Source organism: Streptomyces sp. NPDC088794, assembly GCF_044750545.1.
GTDB lineage: Bacteria > Actinomycetota > Actinomycetes > Streptomycetales > Streptomycetaceae > Streptomyces.
In genome coordinates this window covers 88,170-105,574 of record NZ_JBIVKB010000002.1, presented here as the reverse complement: position 1 = coordinate 105,574, position 17,405 = coordinate 88,170, and the positions used below count along the sequence as shown (strand labels likewise).

General features: G+C 70.8%; 15 protein-coding genes. 9 read left to right on the top strand and 6 right to left on the bottom strand.

Annotated features, from left to right (window positions below):
* Positions 1–119: 119 nt before the first annotated feature.
* Complete coding sequence (locus tag ACIP6U_RS05025; RefSeq protein WP_401713162.1) at positions 120–1,025, top strand: NYN domain-containing protein; 906 nt, start codon at positions 120–122, stop codon at positions 1,023–1,025.
* Positions 1,026–1,074: 49 nt separating this feature from the next.
* On the opposite strand, the gene ACIP6U_RS05020 is transcribed toward ACIP6U_RS05025, so the two are convergent.
* Both ACIP6U_RS05020 and ACIP6U_RS05015 read right to left on the bottom strand, forming a co-directional pair.
* Positions 1,075–1,956 (bottom strand): alpha/beta fold hydrolase, encoded by an 882-nt coding sequence (locus ACIP6U_RS05020; protein WP_401713159.1) that lies wholly within the window; start codon positions 1,954–1,956, stop codon positions 1,075–1,077.
* 399 nt (positions 1,957–2,355) lie between these two features.
* A complete protein-coding gene (locus tag ACIP6U_RS05015) occupies positions 2,356–4,815 on the bottom strand; it encodes a DEAD/DEAH box helicase (RefSeq protein ID WP_401713157.1) in 2,460 nt (819 codons plus the stop codon).
* A gap of 494 nt (positions 4,816–5,309) precedes the next feature.
* Between ACIP6U_RS05015 and ACIP6U_RS05010 the strand changes: the two genes are divergently transcribed.
* The gene (locus tag ACIP6U_RS05010; RefSeq protein WP_401713154.1) at positions 5,310–6,092 is read left to right on the top strand and encodes a ferritin-like fold-containing protein; all 783 of its coding nucleotides are present in this window, start codon (positions 5,310–5,312) and stop codon (positions 6,090–6,092) included.
* Between the two features lie 135 nt (positions 6,093–6,227).
* Here the strand turns inward: ACIP6U_RS05010 and ACIP6U_RS05005 are convergent, their stop codons facing one another.
* From ACIP6U_RS05005 to ACIP6U_RS04990, 4 genes are all read right to left on the bottom strand, one after another.
* The gene (locus ACIP6U_RS05005) at positions 6,228–6,497 is read right to left on the bottom strand and encodes a hypothetical protein (protein ID WP_401713152.1); all 270 of its coding nucleotides are present in this window, start codon (positions 6,495–6,497) and stop codon (positions 6,228–6,230) included.
* Positions 6,498–6,703: 206 nt separating this feature from the next.
* The gene (locus ACIP6U_RS05000) at positions 6,704–6,931 is read right to left on the bottom strand and encodes a DUF3107 domain-containing protein (protein ID WP_123997903.1); all 228 of its coding nucleotides are present in this window, start codon (positions 6,929–6,931) and stop codon (positions 6,704–6,706) included.
* A gap of 152 nt (positions 6,932–7,083) precedes the next feature.
* On the bottom strand, positions 7,084–7,728 hold the full coding sequence (locus ACIP6U_RS04995) for a TetR/AcrR family transcriptional regulator (RefSeq protein WP_123997902.1): 645 nt from the start codon (positions 7,726–7,728) through the stop codon (positions 7,084–7,086).
* Between the two features lie 216 nt (positions 7,729–7,944).
* Positions 7,945–8,169 carry a hypothetical protein gene (locus ACIP6U_RS04990; RefSeq protein WP_401713148.1) on the bottom strand — a complete coding sequence of 75 codons (225 nt, stop codon included), beginning with the start codon at positions 8,167–8,169 and terminating at the stop codon, positions 7,945–7,947.
* 165 nt (positions 8,170–8,334) lie between these two features.
* On the opposite strand from ACIP6U_RS04990, the gene ACIP6U_RS04985 reads away from it, so the two are divergent.
* The 7 genes from ACIP6U_RS04985 to ACIP6U_RS04955 all read left to right on the top strand — a co-directional run bounded on the left by ACIP6U_RS04985 (position 8,335) and on the right by ACIP6U_RS04955 (position 17,195).
* Positions 8,335–9,516 carry an alpha/beta fold hydrolase gene (locus ACIP6U_RS04985; protein WP_401713145.1) on the top strand — a complete coding sequence of 394 codons (1,182 nt, stop codon included), beginning with the start codon at positions 8,335–8,337 and terminating at the stop codon, positions 9,514–9,516.
* 449 nt (positions 9,517–9,965) lie between these two features.
* Positions 9,966–11,402, top strand: coding sequence for a DUF3152 domain-containing protein (locus tag ACIP6U_RS04980; RefSeq protein WP_401713142.1), 1,437 nt, complete (start codon positions 9,966–9,968; stop codon positions 11,400–11,402).
* A 68-nt stretch (positions 11,403–11,470) separates the two neighbouring features.
* Positions 11,471–11,566 (top strand): Ms4533A family Cys-rich leader peptide, encoded by a 96-nt coding sequence (locus ACIP6U_RS04975; RefSeq protein WP_401713139.1) that lies wholly within the window; start codon positions 11,471–11,473, stop codon positions 11,564–11,566.
* A 173-nt stretch (positions 11,567–11,739) separates the two neighbouring features.
* Entirely contained in the window at positions 11,740–13,461 is a 1,722-nt protein-coding gene (locus ACIP6U_RS04970; protein WP_401713136.1) for an ABC transporter substrate-binding protein, read from the top strand.
* A gap of 4 nt (positions 13,462–13,465) precedes the next feature.
* A complete protein-coding gene (locus tag ACIP6U_RS04965) occupies positions 13,466–14,548 on the top strand; it encodes an ABC transporter permease (protein WP_401713133.1) in 1,083 nt (360 codons plus the stop codon).
* Entirely contained in the window at positions 14,545–15,543 is a 999-nt protein-coding gene (locus tag ACIP6U_RS04960; RefSeq protein WP_401713130.1) for an ABC transporter permease, read from the top strand. The genes ACIP6U_RS04965 and ACIP6U_RS04960 overlap by 4 nt, the downstream gene beginning before the upstream one ends.
* Before the next feature lie 59 nt (positions 15,544–15,602).
* A complete protein-coding gene (locus ACIP6U_RS04955) occupies positions 15,603–17,195 on the top strand; it encodes a dipeptide ABC transporter ATP-binding protein (RefSeq protein WP_401713127.1) in 1,593 nt (530 codons plus the stop codon).
* The last annotated feature ends 210 nt before the right edge of the window (positions 17,196–17,405 follow it).

Sequence of the window (17,405 nt, the reverse complement as noted above, 5' to 3'; positions counted from 1 at the left end):
ACATTCCCTACGCTAAGGAAATTTTTCGAACGGCTAATTACTGACCGGTAAGAGACTCTCAAGGTGCACGCAGGAGACTGACCGGGACCGGTTGTGTTCGCAGCGTGACCGCCGGGACAATGGAGGCAATGAGAGACGACGACCTGACGGCGCTGGGCGCCCGTATCGACCGCACGAACGAGCTGCTGAGACGCATGCTCGCCGAGGTGGCGAAGACACCCTCGACCCATGCGATCTTCGTCGACGCGGGCTACCTGTACGCGGCCGCGGGACGACTCGTCGCCGGCACGGAGGACCGCCGCTCCTTCGACCTCGACGCCGAGGGCCTGATCGAGGCGCTCATCGACAAGGCACGCACGATCTTCGCGGACAGCAGGCTGCTGCGGGTCTACTGGTACGACGGCGCCCGGCGCCGCATCCACACCGCCGAGCAGCAGTCCATCGCCGAACTCCCGGACGTGAAGGTCCGGTTGGGCAACCTGAACGCCAACAACCAGCAGAAGGGCGTCGATTCACTCATCCGCACCGACCTCGAATCCCTCGCCCGGCACCGCGCCATCAGTGACGCGGCCCTGCTCGGCGGCGACGAGGACCTGGTGTCGGCGGTCGAGGCGGCGCAGGGGTACGGGGCCCGGGTCCACCTGTGGGGCATCGAGGCCCCCGAGGGCCGCAACCAGGCCGAGCCCCTCCTCTGGGAGGTCGACAGCCAACGCACCTTCGACCTCGACTTCTTCAAGCCGTACGTCGCCCGCCGCGCCGCCCCCGCCTACGAGACCACGGCGACCCGGCCCACCCGCGAGGACGTCCGCTTCGTCGGCGCCCAGATCGCGGCGAAGTGGCTGGCCGCGCGGGGGCGCGAGGCGTTGGTGGAACTGCTGCCGGGACACCCGTACCTGCCGGGCTCGGTCGACCAGGATCTGCTGGTCGAGGCGGAGGGCCTTCTCCAGTACTCGTTGCGCGGACAGGCCGATCTGCGACGGGCGCTGCGGGACGGGTTCTGGGAGCACTTGCAGACGCAGTACTAGTACCGGCTTCCCGTGGTGACCGGCACTGGTTCTGCTGGTGCGCACGGTTTCAGCGGACGCCGTCCCAGAAGTCCGCGAAGGCGCGGGCCGTTTCCTCGGGGCGGTCGGTGTTGGGGGAGTGCTCGGCACCCTGGACGACCGTCCGACGGGCGCGCAGCCGCAGGGCCATCTCGTCGAGCAGCGGCACCGGCCAGGTGTCGTCACGCGCACCCGACAGGACGTGGAACGGCACTGGTACGGCGGCCAGTTCGGCCACGCGATCCGGCTCGACGCACAACTGGCGTCCCGTGGCGATGAGTTGGGCGGGCTTGTTGCCCAACCAGCGGCGCCGCAGGTCTTCCTGGTCGTCGAGACCGTCGTCCAGCCCGCCCGCGTCCGTCTCCTCCGGCGGCTGCGGTTCCATGGCCTGGATCGCCTCCCACACCTCGGCCAGGGTCATCACGGCCAGCGCGTCCCGCAACAGCTTCACGCGCTGCTGCTGCGAGGAGGAGATCTGGGCCGGACCGGAGGCCATGAGGGTCAGTGACCGGAAGGGCGAGTGGTCCAGGAGGACGGCGGCACGGGCGATCTGACCGCCGAGCGAGTGCCCGACCAGATGCACGGGCCCGTCGTGGACGGCAGCGGCCTGGGCGAGCACGTCCCGCGCCAACTCCTCCTGCGCGTAGGCCGATTCGTCGTCCACCGGCCCGTCCGACTCGTACTGGCCCCGCCCGTCCACGGCGACCGTCCGGTACCCGCGCGCCGCGAGCCGCTCGTGCAGCGGATTGAAGTCCTCCTTGCTGCCGGTGAACCCGGGCAGCATCAGCGCCACACCCCGCAGCTCGACACCGGCGGCCACGGGTGCGTCGACAACGGCGAACTCTCCGCGCGCGGTACGCAACGAGTACGCGCGGGCGCCGGGAGGCGGGGTGAAGGACGGAGGCCTGCTCATACGCCGAGGCTATCTGGCGGGTGTGACGGGGAGGGTGTCGGGCTGGTTCACGGGGGGTGTCCGGGGGTGGGGTGGCGGGGGCTGGTCGAGGCAGGGTGGAGAGGGATGGCCGAGGTGGGCGGGGTGGCCGAGGTGGGCCGGGATTGGGCTCGGCGGGGCGGAGATCTCCCGGGGTGGGAACCCCGGCGGGGCGGGCGGTGTACCAGAAGTGTCATGCGGTTCGGGGCGGACCGCGGTGGTGCGAGCGGGAGGGGGCGATCGGGGTGGAGCGAGCCGGGTGGGCGCGGAGTCGGAGCACGGGCGGGCCGAGGAGAGCGTGGCTCCCGACGAGGGCGTGGGCGGAAACGCCGACGGCCCGGCCCACAGGACGTGGGCCGGGCCGTCGGGGAGAGTGCGCGGTCAGCTGTCCGCGGGCTCCGTGGCTGTGGCGGTCGCCTTGCGGGTACGCCGTACCGTCTTGGGCTTTGCCTCGGTCGGCTCCGGGACGGTCTCGGCGGTCGCCGCGGCCTTCCGGGTACGGCGCGGCTTGGTCGCCGGCTCCTCCACGGCCTGGGCCGGGATGTCGGCCGTGACGGCCGCCGCGGTCTTGCGGGTGCGGCGGGTCTTGGGCTTGGTCTCCGTGCCCTCCGCCGTGTCCACGGCGGTCTCGGCAGCGGCGGCGACCTTGCGGGTGCGACGCGGCTTGACCTCGGCCGGCGCCTCGATGACCGCGGCGGTCTCCGGGGCGGCGGTCGCGGCCTTGCGGGTGCGGCGGACCTTGGGCTTGGCCTCGGTGGCCTCGGCCGTGTCCACGACGGCCTCGGCGGTCGCCGCGGCCTTCCGGGTACGGCGCGGCTTCGCCTCGGCCAGCTCCGTGACCTCCGCCACCGCTTCCACGGGCTCGGCGGTCTTGCGGGTGCGGCGGGCCCTGGGCTTGGTCTCCGTGGCCTCCGCCGTGTCCACGGCGGTCTCGGCGGCAGCGGCGACCTTGCGGGTGCGGCGCGGCTTGGCCTCGGCCAGTTCGATGACGTCGGCGACCTCGGTGGTCTCCGCGGCGACGGCCGGCTCGGCGGCCTTGCGGGTGCGGCGAGCCCTCGGCTTGGTCTCCACCGTGTCCACGGCGGTCTCGGCGGCGGCCGTCGCCTTGCGCGTACGACGACGCGGGGCGGCGGGAGCCTCCGGCTCCGTCACGGTGACCGGGGTCGCCACGACGACCGGAGCTTCCACGACAACCGGAGCCGCTACTGCGACGGCGGCCTGCGTGGCCTCCACCGGCGTCTCCGCGGACCGGCGGGTCCGGCGGCGGCGCGACTTCGACGCGGTCTCAGGGGCGTCCAGGGCAGGGCCCTCCGCCGTGGTGACCGCGGCCTCGGCGGCCTCGGTCGGTACGGCCGCGACAACCGTCACCGGCTCCGACGCACCGTTACGGGTACGGCGCCGACGGCGCGGGGTACGCGTGCCGGTGGCCTCCTCGGCCTCGGGCACCGCGGACACCGGCGCGGTCGTGGCGGTCGCACCGTCCAGCGGCGTTCCGTTGCGCGTCCGACGACGGCTGCGGGGCGTACGCGCGGGACGCTCGCGGTCGCCGGAGCGGGACTCGTTCCGGTCACCCCGATCGCCGCGGTCACGGTCGCCTCGTCCGTCGCGGTCACCTCGTCCGCCGCGGCCGCGCGGGCCGCCACGGCCGCCCGTCTCGCCCAGGTCCTCGAGCACCTCCGCCTCGAGACCGGCGCGGGTGCGCTCGGCCCGGGGCAGGACACCCTTGGTGCCCGCGGGGATGTTCAGTTCCTCGAAGAGGTGCGGGGACGTGGAGTACGTCTCCGGCGGGTTGTTGAAACCGAGGTCCAGCGCCTTGTTGATGAGCTGCCAGCGCGGGATGTCGTCCCAGTCGACGAGGGTGATCGCGATGCCCTTGGCACCCGCGCGACCGGTACGGCCGATGCGGTGCAGGTACGTCTTCTCGTCCTCGGGGGACTGGTAGTTGATGACGTGTGTCACGCCCTCGACGTCGATGCCGCGGGCGGCGACGTCGGTGCAGACGAGCACGTCCACCTTGCCGTTGCGGAAGGCGCGCAGCGCCTGTTCGCGGGCGCCCTGGCCGAGGTCGCCGTGGACCGCGCCGGCGGCGAAACCGCGCTGCTTGAGCTGGTCGGCGAGGTCGGCCGCGGTGCGCTTGGTGCGGCAGAAGACCATGACCAGGCCCCGGCCGTCGGCCTGGAGGATGCGCGAGACCAGCTCGGGCTTGTCCATGTTGTGCGCGCGGTAGATGTGCTGCGCGGTGTTCGCCACCGTCGCGCCCGCGTCGTCCGGCGCGGTGGCGCGGATGTGCGTGGGCTGCGACATGTAGCGGCGGGCCAGGCCGATGACCGCACCCGGCATGGTCGCCGAGAACAGCATGGTCTGACGCTTGGCCGGCAGGAAGTTGATGATCTTCTCGACGTCGGGCAGGAAGCCCAGGTCGAGCATCTCGTCGGCCTCGTCCAGGACGAGCGCCTTGATGTGCTTGAGGTTGAGCTTCTTCTGGCCCGCGAGGTCGAGCAGTCGGCCCGGGGTGCCGACGATGACGTCGGTGCCCTTCCGAAGGGCCTCGACCTGGGGCTCGTAGGCACGGCCGCCGTAGATCGCGGTCACGCGTACGTTGCGGACCTTGCCCGCGGTCAGCAGGTCGTTGGTGACCTGCGTGCAGAGCTCGCGCGTGGGGACGACGACGAGCGCCTGAGGGGCGTCGGTGAGGGCCTCGGGCTTGGCGCGGCCGGCCTCTACGTCGGCCGGGACGGTGACGCGCTCGAGGAGCGGGAGGCCGAAGCCCAGCGTCTTGCCGGTGCCGGTCTTGGCCTGGCCGATGACGTCCGTGCCCGAGAGGGCTACGGGGAGGGTCATCTCCTGGATGGGGAAGGGAGTGATGATGCCGACGGCTTCAAGCGCCTCGGCGGTCTCGGGAAGGATTCCGAGATCTCTGAACGTCGTAGTCAGGGTTTTGCCTCTTCTGTGTGCGCGGCGCGAGGCGAGCGAAGGGGTCGTTGACGGACCGTGCCGGGGACGTCGGCTGCCTTACGGACATCGGGCCGCAGGGCACGGGACCTCTGCCGACGCTCTAGCGCTCGTACCGCTGAGGGTTCCCTCCGTACTCCGTGCGCAGAGTGCGCACGGCCCAGAGGGCTGTCGGGTCGGAGCCGATCGGGCCACCGACCGGGCATCCTCAAACGTGCGGCCGCACGAGGTACGTCGTCGTTATGGACGTGCGTACTCAGCAGGCGCATTACCACCATACCCCGGAAACGTGCACACGCGATGGCCGAATTGGTCACGTAGTCGTCGTCACACTGATTGACCAGGGACTTCCGCCTCGCGGCGAGCGGGCTATTGTGCGCTTCATGACGACCTCTGACAAGCCTGACAACGCCTCCGACGCAACCGGGGAGACGACCGGAGAGGCGACTGCCGACGCCTCCGTCGAGCACACCGGGGTCGCCGCCCAGGACTGGGCGACGGCCGCCGCCGACCCGCAGTACCGTGCCGCGGTCGTCGACCTGCTCGGCGCGCTGGCGTACGGGGAGCTGGCCGCGTTCGAGCGGCTCGCGGAGGACGCCAAGCTGGCGCCGACGCTGGCGGACAAGGCGGAGCTGGCGAAGATGGCGTCGGCCGAGTTCCACCACTTCGAGAGGCTTCGGGACCGGCTCACGGAGATCGGCGAGGAGCCCACGCACGCGATGCAGCCGTTCGTCGCCGCGCTGGACGGGTTCCACCGGCAGACGGCGCCCTCGGACTGGCTGGAGGGGCTCGTCAAGGCGTACGTCGGTGACTCGATCGCGTCCGACTTCTACCGGGAGGTCGCCGCGCGGCTCGACACGGATTCGCGGGAGCTGGTGCTGGCCGTTCTCGACGACACCGGGCACGCGGGGTTCGCGGTGGAGAAGGTGCGGGCCGCGATCGATGCGGAGCCGCGTGTGGGTGGGCGGCTCGCGTTGTGGGCTCGGCGGTTGATGGGGGAGGCGTTGTCGCAGTCCCAGCGGGTTGTCGCTGACAGGGATGCGTTGTCGACGATGCTTGTTGGTGGCGTGGCCGACGGGTTCGATCTTGCTGAGGTGGGGCGGATGTTCTCGCGTATTACCGAGGCTCACACCAAGCGGATGGCTGCGTTGGGGTTGGCCGCGTAGCGCTCTGTGGGGGGTGGTTGCGGGGGGTTTCGCGGCTGCGGCCCGTGGGGGCTGGTCGCGCAGTTCCCCGCGCCCCCCAACGGCGTTGACCCTGGGGCGACTTGATTGCGCCGCCTGTCTTCCCGCCCTACCGCCCTACGCCGGGGCTGAGCGGCGGCCGAGTCTGCGGCTCGGGCGGAGCAGTAGGGAGAGGGACGCGGCGGAGATTACTGCCGCGCCCAGGAGGATCACGAAGAGGTTGCCCGGGTCGAGGGCGCTGTGGGTGACGAAGGCGCCGAAGAGGGCGCCGGCGACGCCGGTGGCCAGGACCAGGGAACGGGTCGGTAGGCGGTGTGCCAGCCGATGGGATGTCACGGCCGCCAGCACCAGACCGAGAACGGCGGCGGCGAGCGCTTCAAACAACATCACGAGGGGTCCCTCCCACATGGCCTGCCTGCGCATCACGTTCGTAGGCCGTCATACCCGTGACCTGCGGAATGCAATCCTCCCCTGTGGATGACTTGTGCTCCGTTTGTGGAGAAGAGCAACGAAGAGCAACAGGGAGAACAGCGGGGAGAACGGCAGAGGGGCCCGGCGACCGAAAGTCGCCGGGCCCCTCTGTCCGCGTGTGCCTAGAGCGCGCCGAAGCCCACCTTGCGCGGGGCCGCCTCACCCAGCTCGACGTAGGCGAGTCGCTCGGCCGGGACGAGGACCTTGCGGCCGTGCTCGTCCACGAGGGTCAGCAGCTGCGACTTCCCGGCCAGTGCCTCGGCCACGATCCGCTCGACCTCCTCGGCACTCTGACCGCTCTCCAGAACGATCTCGCGGGGCGCGTGCTGCACGCCGATCTTGACCTCCACGGCTATGTCCCTCCGACGGTCATGAAGTGCGCGACCTGTCCGCGCCCTACCCAGCACACATTAGCCCGGTGAGGGGACGTGCACGGTCCGCGCCCCAACGCCAGGAGCGAACAACGGACGGGAACAAACGGCCGCCCGGGGCCACGGTGGCGTCAGTGGTGCTGGTCGGTGCCGTGCAGCGGGAAGCCCGCGATACCGCGCCAGGCCAGCGAGGTCAGCAGCTGCACCGCCTGGTCGCGCGGGACGCTGCGGTCGCTGTGCAGCCAGGAGCGGGCCACCACCTGGGCGAGCCCGCCGAGCCCGGAGGCCAGCAGCATCGACTCCGCCTGGGAGAGGCCGGTGTCCTCGGCGATGACCTCACAGATCGCCTCGGCGCACTCGTTCGTCACCTTGTCCACGCGCTCGCGCACGGCGGGCTCGTTCGTCAGGTCCGACTCGAAGACCAGGCGGAAGGCGCCGCCGTCGTCCTCGACGTACGCGAAATAGGCGTCCATGGTCGCGCGCACGCGCTGCTTGTTGTCGGTCGTCGACGCGAGCGCCACGCGTACCGACTGGATCAGCGACTCGCAGTGCTGGTCGAGAAGTGCCAGGTAGAGGTCGAGCTTGCCGGGGAAGTGCTGGTAGAGCACCGGCTTGCTGACGCCCGCCCGCTCGGCGATGTCGTCCATCGCCGCCGCGTGGTAGCCCTGCGCCACGAACACTTCCTGCGCGGCGCCCAGCAGCTGGTTCCGTCGGGCACGGCGCGGCAGGCGCGTACCCCTCGGGCGCGCGGCCTCTGTCTGCTCGATGGCTGTCACGCCGCCTCCCAAAGTCGTCCTCTTGCGGTGAGCGCCGCGTCGCCATCGTACTTTTCGGTAACCGTGGTGTGCGCGGTGCGAGCGCAGAATTTCACGGACGGGACCGTGGTGATACCCGAAAAGGCGGTTTCGGACCTCTTCGATGTGGGCAAAAGAGGCTCTTCCGCCCGGTCAGGGGCCGTCGACTTCGTTGTCTTCGGTGGCAAGCGGTCGTCCTCAGCGGTAGTCGTCCTCGTCCAGCGAGACGACCCTGCGCTGTTCGATCAGGTCGGCCTCGGCCGCCCTGTCCTGGTCGGCGTCCTCCAGCGGCTCGTCGCGGTCGGGCACGACATCGGCGTGCTGCTCCGCCGCGTCCGCCTCCGGTGCCTCCACGTCGATCTCCGTCGCTTCCTCGGCGCGCTCGTCCTGGAATGTCTCGGGATCGGTGGGGTCGATGGCCATGATGGGCTCCCTTCCTACGAATGTCCCCGGAAGAAGCAGGGGCTACAAGCGGGTGCCCTCTCCACGAGCGTAGGAGACACCGGATCCGGACGCTATGCGACCGTGCGTGCGATCTGTGACGGCGAACACACGAGCCCCTACGTGATCGTCTCGTAACATTGCCGCATGTCTTCGACCGAGCCGCCGTCCGTGCCGGCGTCCAATGTGCTCCCGAAGGTGTCTCCCGTCAGGGTCGCGGACGGCGAGCGGCTCAGATCGGTCGGGCTGCCGGGCATCACACTGACGATCCGTTCGCGACCCCCCGCGCGCGAAGGGCTGCCGCCCGCGCTCTACGTCCATGGCCTGGGCGGTTCCTCGCAGAACTGGTCGGTACTGATGGAGCGCCTGGAGGGCGTCGTCGACGGCGAGGCCCTCGATCTGCCGGGCTTCGGCGACTCCCCGCCACCGGACGACGGCGACTACTCGATCACCGGGCACGCGCGCGCGGTGATCCGCTACCTCGACGCGGCCGGGCGCGGTCCCGTGCACCTCTTCGGCAACTCGCTCGGCGGCGCGGTCACCACGCGCGTCGCGGCGCTCCGGCCCGACCTGGTGCGCACGCTGACCCTCGTCTCGCCGGCGCTGCCCGAGATCCGCGTGCAGCGCAGCGCCGTGCCCACGGTGCTGATGGCGCTGCCCGGGGTGACCGGACTGTTCACCCGGCTCACCCGGGAGTGGACGGCGGAGCAGCGCGTCCACGGCGTTCTGACGCTGTGTTACGGCGACCCCGGCATGGTGACGCCGGAAGGCCTCCACGACGCCGTGGAGGAGATGGAGCGGCGGCTCCAACTGCCGTACTTCTGGGACGCGATGACCCGTTCCGCGCGCGGGATCGTCAACGCGTACACGCTGGGCGGCCAGCACGGGCTGTGGCGCCAGGCCGAGCGCGTCCTCGCGCCGACCCTGCTCGTCTACGGCGGCCGGGACCAGCTCGTCGGCTACCGCATGGCACGCAAGGCGGCCCGCACGTTCCGCGACTCCCGCCTGCTGAGTCTGCCGGACGCGGGGCACGTTGCGATGATGGAGTACCCGGAGCTGGTGGCCCGCAGCTTCTGCGAACTCCTCGCCGATACGGGGGAGTCGGTGCCCTCCGACGCGCGGGGCGACTTGGCCGGTGGGGCCCCTGGTGCCTACGGTGCTGGTGTCGCCGACGGCTCGTCAGTCGCCGGGCGCGGCGACGGTGGCGTCAAGGACGACGCTGCCGGCGAGAGCGCGAAACCCGAGCGCTCCAGGACTGTGGGTTCGAGGACGGGGCGTGCGAAGGTGGCCGGCGAGGGTGACGGAGTCGGCGAGAGCGCGAGGAGCTGAGGGGGGACGTGGGACGCCACAGCCGTCGCGGTATCGCCAAGAGCGAGGCCGCCGACATAGGCGCGGGGCGAGGTGCTCGGACGGCGCGATCGGAGTCCGGGGCCGGGTCCGCCGCTGCCGCGGGCGGGGAGTCGAGTGCGGCTTCCCGGCAGGGGCAGCAGGATCGGCAACGGGAACAGGGGCAGCAGCGGCAGTGGCCGGGTCCGGCTTCGGAGTCCGCGGCGGGTCCGCGCTGGGTGCCCGGCTTCGGTGCGGTGCCTCAGGTGCCCGGGCCTCGGCGCGGGGACGGTCCGGTTCCTGGCGCGGCTCCCGGAGCGTGGCAGCAGGGCGGCCGGCCTCAGCAAGGACAGCGGCAGGGGCAGCAACAGCAGCACCAACAGCAGCAGGGACAACAACAGGGACAGTGGCAGGGCTCGGGCGGTCCGGGCGGTCGGAGCGGAGCGGCGCGGATGGCTGACGGGACGCCGGCACACGGCTTTCCGAGGGCCGCCGACGGGACGCCCGCGCGCGGGGTACCGCGACTTCCCGACGGCACGCCCGCGCGTGGAGTGCCCCACTTCCCGGACGGGACGCCTGCGCACGGTTTCCCTCGGCTTCCCGACGGCACCCCCGCGCACGGCTTCCCTCGCCTTCCCGACGGCACACCGGCGCACGGATTTCCCCGGCTTCCGGACGGCACACCCGCCCATGGATTTCCTCGCCTTCCGGACGGCACCCCCGCGCGTGGAGTGCCTCGGCTTCCCGACGGGACTCCCGCGCATGGTTTCCCCCAGGTACGTGGGGGGCACCCGCAGCAGCGTGAATCCGGTGGCGGGTGGGGCGAGTTGAGGGGCGCGGGTCCGACGGGGCCCGGTACTGCGGTGCCGCGGCGGCGGCAGGCGCCCTCGGGCGGTGCGCGGCAGGACTACGTCGATGCCTTCGGTGAGGACGACGACGTCTTCGCCCCGCGCGGCCGGACCGCGACGGACCTCTACGACTCCGGCACCGAGTGGGACCGCCGCACCGGCGTCGGTGTCCCCTCCGAGACCGACGCCGACGACCAGGGCGTGCCGCCGACCTCCGTGCCCGCGACGGCCAAGGGCGCCAAGGGGCGTGCCTTCACCGGTATCGCGGCCGCGGCCGTCGTCACCGTGCTGGCCGTCGTGGTCGCCGGCCAGGTCGCGGACGGACGGGACGACGAGGGCGTACGGACGCAGGCGGCCACGGATCAGGGGCGGGACGCCCGGGACTCGTCCTCGCGCGGGGACGGGCGGCCGACGCCGTCCTCGTCGCCGAGCGTGGCGACGCTGACGTACACGCAGAAGATGGACAAGAAGTACCCGCTGAGCGCCAAGCTCAAGGGGTCGGGGAAGTTCGACGCGATCCCGGGGATCGCCAAGGCGCCCGGCAAGGGGCAGAAGTACACGTATCGCGTGGACGTGGAGCAGGGGCTCGGTCTCGACGGGGAGCTGTTCGCCGCCGCCGTGCAGAAGACGCTCAACGACGACCGGAGCTGGGCGCACAACGGCGCCCGTACCTTCGAGCGCGTCTACTCCGGTGAGCCGGACTTCGTGATCACGCTCGCCAGCCCCGGTACGACCGCCGAGTGGTGCGCCAAGTCCGGTCTGGACACCACCGAGGACAACGTCTCCTGCGACTCGGCCGCCACCGAACGAGTGATGATCAACGCATACAGATGGGCACAGGGGTCGACGACCTACGGTGACGAGATTCACGCCTACCGGCAGATGTTGATCAACCATGAGGTGGGTCACCGGCTGGGCTACCACCACGTGACCTGCGACAAGAACGGCCAGCTCGCGCCTGTGATGCAGCAGCAGACGAAGTTCCTGGACCATGACGGGATCCACTGTCTGCCCAACCCCTGGGCGTACCCCGGAAGTTGACGCACAGGGTGACCGGTGGTGCTTATGTCACATTGACATGCGTTGATCGGTCATACATATTGCTGCGCATGTGGTCTAGTCAATCCGTCGAGAACAGCGCCGCCATCGAGCTGGCGCTCATCGGCGTGACCCCGCTCTGCGTGGCCGACATCCACTGTCGCTGACGTTCGCCCCTGGGCGTTCGCGTCGCGATCTCTTCTCTCCGCCGTGACCCGGTCATGGCCTTTCGACGACCTGACGCCCGGGCAGACGTCTGTTCACTTTCGTCTCACCCCTTGTCAATCCGTCTCACCATTCGAGCCATGCGGTTCGAGCCACCCGAGAGGTCGTCATTCCGATGCGTCAACCGTCCGTAAACAGCCGCAGAGTGCTCGCGGCATCCGTAGGCCTGGTTCTGGCAGCGGGTGTCGCCGCCTGCGGACCGGACGACAACGATGCCAAGGGCTCCGGCGGTGGCGACTCCACGCCGCACAAGGGCGGCACGCTCACGGTCCTGAACTCCGACCCGCAGCAGGACTTCGACCCGGCCCGCCTCTACACCTCGGGCGGCGGCAACGTCCCGTCCCTGGTCTTCCGTACGCTCACCACCCGCAACCGCGAGAACGGCGCGGCCGGTGCCAAGGTCGTCCCGGACCTCGCTACCGACACCGGGCGCCCCAACAAGGACGCGACCGAGTGGACGTACACCCTGAAGAAGGGCCTCAAGTACGAGGACGGCACGGCGATCACGTCCGCCGACATCAAGTACGGCATCGAGCGGTCCTTCGCGCCCGAGCTGTCCGGTGGTGCGCCCTACCTGCGGGACTGGCTGGTCGGCGCGGCCGACTACCAGGGGCCCTACAAGGACAAGAAGGGCCTGTCGGCGATCGAGACGCCGGACAGCCGGACCATCGTGTTCCACCTGAACAAGCCCGAGGGCGAGTTCCCGTACCTGGCCACGCAGACGCAGACCACGCCCGTTCCCAAGGCCAAGGACACCGGCACGAAGTACGAGGAGCACCCGGTCTCGTCCGGCCCCTACAAGGTCGTCACGAACGAGAACGACGGTGAGCGCCTCGTCCTGGAGCGCAACACGTACTGGTCGGCCTCGGTCGACGACGAGCGCAAGGCGTACCCGGACAAGATCGACGTACGGTCGGGGCTCGACTCCTCCGTGATCAACCAGCGGCTGTCGGCGTCCCAAGGGGCGGACGCGACCGCGGTCACCACGGACACCAACCTCGGTCCGGCCGAACTCGCCAAGGTGTCCGGCGACAAGGAACTGGCCGCGCGCGTCGGCACCGGGCACTTCGGCTACACGAACTACATCGCCTTCAACCCGACCGTGAAGCCGTTCGACAACGCCAAGGTGCGCGAGGCGGTCTCGTACGCCATCGACCGCTCGTCCGTGATCAACGCGGCGGGTGGCTCGGCGCTGGCCGAGTCCGCGACGACCTTCCTGCCGAACCAGAAGTCCTTCGGCTACACGCCGTACGACCTCTTCCCGGCGGGGGCGACCGGCAACGCGGCCAAGGCCAAGGAGCTGCTGAAGGAGGCCGGTTACCCGAAGGGGCTCACCGTCACGCTGACGCACTCCAACAGCAAGGACTTCGAGACCAGCCCCGAGATCGCGACCGCGATACAGGACGCGCTCAAGAAGGCCGGCATCACGGTCAAGCTCCAGGGCCTGGAGGACAACGACTACCGGGACAAGATCCACAACGTGAAGACCGAGCCCGGCTTCTTCCTCGCCCACTGGGGTGCCGACTGGCCCTCCGGCGGCCCCTTCCTCGCCCCGATCTTCGACGGCCGACAGATCGTCAAGGATGGATCCAACTTCAACAACGGCCTGTTGAACGACAAGTCGGTCAATGCCGAGATTGACGCGATCAACAAGTTGACCGATCTTGACGCTGCGGCCAAGAGGTGGGGTGCACTGGACAAGAAGATCGGCGAGCAGGCGCTCACCGTGCCGCTGTTCCACCCCGTCTACAAGCGACTGGTCGGCCAGGACATCAAGAACGTCGTGATCAGCGACTGGACCGGTGTGCTGGACATCTCACAGGTCGCGGTCAAGTAGCGCCGTGAGCGAGGCACTTGTCGCCGCCGAGACCCCCGGGACGGGCATCGAACCCGTCCCGGGGGTCTCGGGGGCCCGTCAGTTCTGGCGGCGGCTGCGCACGCAGCGCGCCGCCCTCGTCGCGGCGGCCGTCGTCGCGCTGCTGGTCCTGGTCGCGCTCGCCGCGCCGCTGCTCACGGCGATCGAGGGCCAGGACCCGACCACCTACCACCCCTCGCTCATCGACTCCGCGCGCGGCGGCGTGCCGATCGGCTCGTTCGGCGGGATCAGCGGCGACCACTGGCTGGGCCTCGAACCGCAGACCGGGCGCGATCTGTTCGCGCGGCTGGTCTACGGGGCCCGTGTCTCCCTGGGGGTCGCGTTCGCCGCGACCGTGATCCAGGTCCTCGTGGGTGTCGTGATGGGCATCGCGTCCGCGCTCGGCAGTGGATGCGTTGATCAACTGTTGAGCCGGATCACGGACATCTTTGTCGCCATGCCCTTGATGATCATGGCGTTGGCACTGCTCGCGATCGTCCCATCGAGCTTCCCGCGACCCGTGCTGGTCACCCTGGTCATCGGGTTCATCGCGTGGGGCAACATCGCGAAGATCGTGCGCGCCCAGACGCTCACCCTCAAGGGGCTCGACTACGTCTCCGCCGCCCGGCTCAGCGGCTGGGGCACCTGGCGGATCGCCCGCAGGGAACTGCTGCCCGGGCTCGCCGCGCCGGTCATCACCTACGCGGCGATCCTCATGCCGGTCAACATCAGCGTCGAGGCGGCCCTGTCCTTCCTCGGCGTCGGCGTGAAGCCGCCGACACCGTCCTGGGGACAGATGCTCACCGCGGCCGACGTCTGGTACCAGGCGGCCCCGCAGTACCTGCTGCTCCCGGCGGGCTCCCTGTTCGTCACCGTGCTCGCGCTCACCGTCCTCGGCGACGGTGTCCGCACCGCCCTGGACCCGCGCGCCGCCTCGCGGTTGAGCGTGGGCACGGGCCGCAAGCGCGAGGCGAAGGCCGGCAAGGCGGAGAGCGCGGCAGGCAAGGGCGCGTCCGAGGCCGGCCAGGACGCGAGCGCGACCGAGGCCGGCAAGGAGGGGACCGCATGAGCGGCTTCGGAGGCTTCGTCCTGCGCCGCGCCGTCGGCACCGTGGTGACCCTGCTGGCCATCTCGGTGATCGTCTACGTCGTCTTCTACGCCACCCCCGGCAACGTCGCCCAGATCACCTGCGGCCCGCGCTGCTCCCCGGAGCAGGTGCACCAGGTCGCCCAGCAACTCAAGCTCGACGACCCGCTGTACGTGCGCTACTGGCACTTCCTGGTGGGTCTGGTCGCGGGCCAGGACTACTCCACCGGCACCTCGGTGGAGCATTGCTCGGCGCCCTGCCTCGGGCTCTCGTACCAGAGCGACCAGCAGGTCATGGACATCATCCTGACCAAGCTCCCGGTGAGCCTCTCGCTCGTGCTCGGCGCGATGGTCCTGTGGCTGATCCTCGGCGTCGGCACCGGTGTGCTCTCCGCCTGGCGGCGCGGCCGGTTCACCGAGCGGCTGCTGACCGCCCTGACCCTGGCCGGCTGGGCCACCCCGGTCTTCGTCATCGGCCTCGTCCTGATGATCGTCGTCTGCGGCGAACTGCAACTCCTGCCCTTCCCGCAGTACGTGAAGTTCACCGACGACCCCGAGCAGTGGGCGTGGAACCTCCTGCTGCCCTGGCTCTCGCTCGCCCTCATCGAGGCCGCGGCCTTCGCCCGGATGACCAGGGCGTCGATGCTGGAGACGCTGGCCGAGGACCACATCCGCACCTTCCGGGCCTACGGCGTCGCCGAGCGGACGATCGTCGGACGCCATGCCCTGCGCGGCGCGCTGGCGCCCGTCATCGCGCTCAACGCCAACAACGTCGGCTCGGCGATCGGCGGCGCGGTCCTCACCGAGACCCTCTTCGGCCTCCCCGGCATCGGCCAGGAACTCGTCCACGCCGTCGACGTGGTCGATCTGCCGGTCGTCGTCGGCATGGTCCTGGTCATCGGGTTCTTCGTGGTCCTCGCCAACGCCGTCGCGGACGTGCTGTACGCGCTGGCCGACCGACGGGTGGTAATGACGTGAGTGCGGGTGGTACCGACGTGAGTCCGGGTGGTCCTGAGGTGAGTCCGGGTGGTGCTGACGTGAATCTCGTCCAAGTCACGGACCTGTCCGTCGAGTTCGGCGACCTGCGGGCCGTCGACGGCCTCTCCTTCAGCCTGAAGCAAGGGGCCGCGGTCGCCCTGGTCGGCGAGTCCGGCTCCGGCAAGTCCACGGTCGCCTCGGCCCTGCTCGGGCTGCACCGCGGCACGGGCGCGCGGGTCGGCGGCTCGATCGAGGTGGCCGGCGTCGACGTACAGAAGGCGTCCGACGACGAACTGCGGCGGCTGCGCGGTGCGAAGGCCGCGATGGTCTTCCAGGACCCGTTGTCCTCGCTCGACCCGTACTACGCGATCGGCGACCAGATCGCCGAGGTGTACCGCGTGCACACGCGCGTGTCTCGGCGAGCGGCACGTGCGCGTGCCGTGGAGGTGCTGGACCGGGTGGGCATTCCGGACGCACAGCGCCGGTCGCGGTCCCGCCCGCACGAGTTCAGCGGCGGCATGCGCCAGCGCGCGCTCATCGCGATGGCGCTCGCCTGCGAGCCCGACCTGTTGATCGCCGACGAGCCGACCACCGCGCTCGACGTCACCGTCCAGGCCCAGATCCTCGACCTGCTGCACACGTTGCGCGAGGAGACCGGCATGGGGCTGCTGCTGGTCACGCACGACGTGGGCGTCGCCGCCGAGAGCGTCGACGACGTGCTCGTCATGCGGCACGGGCGCGTGGTGGAACACGGGGCGATCGCCGACGTCCTGGGGGCGCCCGTCCAGCCGTACACGCGCGAACTGCTGGCCGCGGTCCCGCGCGTGGACGCGCCACGAGCACCTTCCCAGCCCTCGGAGGAGGTCGTCCTGGAGGCCGTCGGGCTCAGGCGTGAATTCGGGCGCGGGAAGCGGGCGTTCACGGCCGTGGACGACGTGTCGCTGACGATCCGGCGGGGCGAGACCGTTGGGATCGTGGGCGAGAGCGGCAGCGGCAAGACGACCCTCGGGCGGATGCTGGTCGGGCTGCTGGAGCCGACGGCGGGGGAGGTCCGATACGAGGGCCACGCGCGCGTGGGTGTGCGGCCGGCCGTGCAGATGGTCTTCCAGGACCCCGTCTCCTCCCTCAACCCCCGCCGCAGCGTGGGCGAGTCGATAGCCGACCCGCTGCGCGCGCGTGGCGAGCGGGACGAGAAGCGCATCAGGGGGCGCGTGACGGAACTGCTGGAGCGCGTGGGACTCGAAGGGGCGCACTACGACCGCTACCCGCACGAGTTCAGCGGGGGCCAGCGCCAGCGCGTGGGCATCGCGCGGGCGCTCGCGGCCGACCCGCGCGTGATCGTCTGCGACGAGCCCGTCTCCGCCCTGGACGTGACCACCCAGGCCCAGGTGGTGGCCCTGCTCGGCGAGTTGCAGCGCGAACTCGGACTCGCGCTCGTCTTCATCGCGCACGACCTCGCCGTCGTGCGGCAGGTGAGCGACCGGGTCGCGGTGATGCGCCGCGGCCGGATCGTCGAGTCCGGCCCCGCCGACGAGGTGTACGACAGCCCGCAGGACCCGTACACCAAGCAGCTCCTGGCCGCCGTACCGGCATTGGACCCGCAGGTCGCGGCCCGGCGGCGGGCCGCGCGACGAGAGCTGGCCGCTGCTTGACGAGAGCTGGCCGCTGCCTGACGGAACGTAACTGCTTGATCCCTTAGCGCGATCGAACGCGATCCGCACGGGAAAGTTACGACCGTTCACCCCTTCTGGTGGCGGGGCGGGCCAACCGCCCGCGCCCCCCCCCCCAGTGCGCCAACCATAGTACCCCGGCGCGGGGCCCGGGGCACCGCGGCGGCCCCAAACGGGGGTAGGGGGGGGGCC